Below are 1286 nucleotides of genomic sequence, written 5' to 3'. Positions count from 1 at the left end.
GTCCGACTCCGAGATATCCGTTTGGTATTCCGTTCACCTCAGAGGTGTTGCCGGCAGTGTTCGCCGGATAGATTCCGTAGCCCAAGGCACCGCCCGGACTGCCACCGGTCGATGGTGGTGTCGGACCAGACGGATTCGCTGCGGCTAGGACAAAGCCAATGCCATCTGCTGGACCATCATTGAATGTGTCGGAATTGTTGTCGTATTGATAGGTATCGAATTTCGCGACTAGTCCTTCGGAAGTGGGTACTGAACTCGAATAGAACACCGTCCCGAGTTGCTGGAATCCGTTGTCCGTAAGACGCAACGCGCCGGAGCCGCTTTGCGTGCTGGCGTCACTGCACTGGGGAATAGCCGAAACTTGATTTGGACTACCACTTGCAGTCAGACACGCACCGTTCGCGCCAACTTCGGGGATTGAAGCTGACGGGTTGCTGGGAAGAGTCCATCCTGTGCCGACGCTGTTGGTGTCGAATGGTTGGTTGACAAAGACCGTCGAGGTACCCGCCGTTGTCGTCGAGGTACCCGCCGTTAGCTGCGAACCTGCTAATCCATTGACTGCGCCAGAACCCACCACCAGGGCCACTAAACCCAAGGCAACCCCCGAAGTCTTCAGTACCCCAAATCGATCCAACGCAACGCTCCTACGCGAATGACGAAAGCCCATACCCGTCCAACCTTTCAAGCACTCCAGCAGCACCGCTGTCGTCTAAGACGTTCGTGATCCGAAGAGAATCAACCAGTCAATACGACGCAACATTGACCAACGTTACCAGTACAATCACGCGATGTGATCAAATTCCGAACATTTTCTAAAGTTTTCCTCAAACATTCCGATAAGCGCGCCTCTAGCAAGCGACGACAGCAGTAGCAAACTGCCAGTGCAGGAGCGGTGTGTCCCGTGTCGTGTATAGTTTCAGCCATCTGCCCAACGAAGAATATGGTTTGACTTGACTTGCGAGATGCCCAGAAATCAAACTGTCTACCGTCCGACAGTCGCGCTATCGCCTTGACACTGAGGTATGAACCTCCCTTGAGCCGTTCTGCTTCTCAGTGGCTCGTCCACCTCTCAGCGAATCCGCCAACAAGCTCGAACACACCGACTCCGCGCACTACCTCGCCCGATAGAAAGCGGAAGGCCATCCCTTCGAGACGCCATTTTGCAGCTCGCTACCCGAAATGCAGGTCCACGGCAAGGCTCGCACTTGTCCTACGCCGTCACCGGTATCGCCTCGACGATGACGTTGTCGGCATAGGAGCCACCCACACCAGGGACCTCAGTAAAG

Annotated in this window: 1 pseudogene; it reads right to left on the bottom strand. The window is 55.3% G+C overall.

The features are described 5' to 3' along the window. Window positions 1-634, bottom strand: a pseudogene (locus M7Q83_RS14045) (hypothetical protein); the annotation flags it as partial. Between the last annotated feature and the right edge of the window lie 652 nt (window positions 635-1286).

It is taken from the genome of Ferrimicrobium sp., from assembly GCF_027364955.1.
GTDB lineage: Bacteria > Actinomycetota > Acidimicrobiia > Acidimicrobiales > Acidimicrobiaceae > Ferrimicrobium.
Note: the sequence above shows the minus strand (reverse complement) of the source record. Positions and strands in the feature narration are given on the sequence as shown.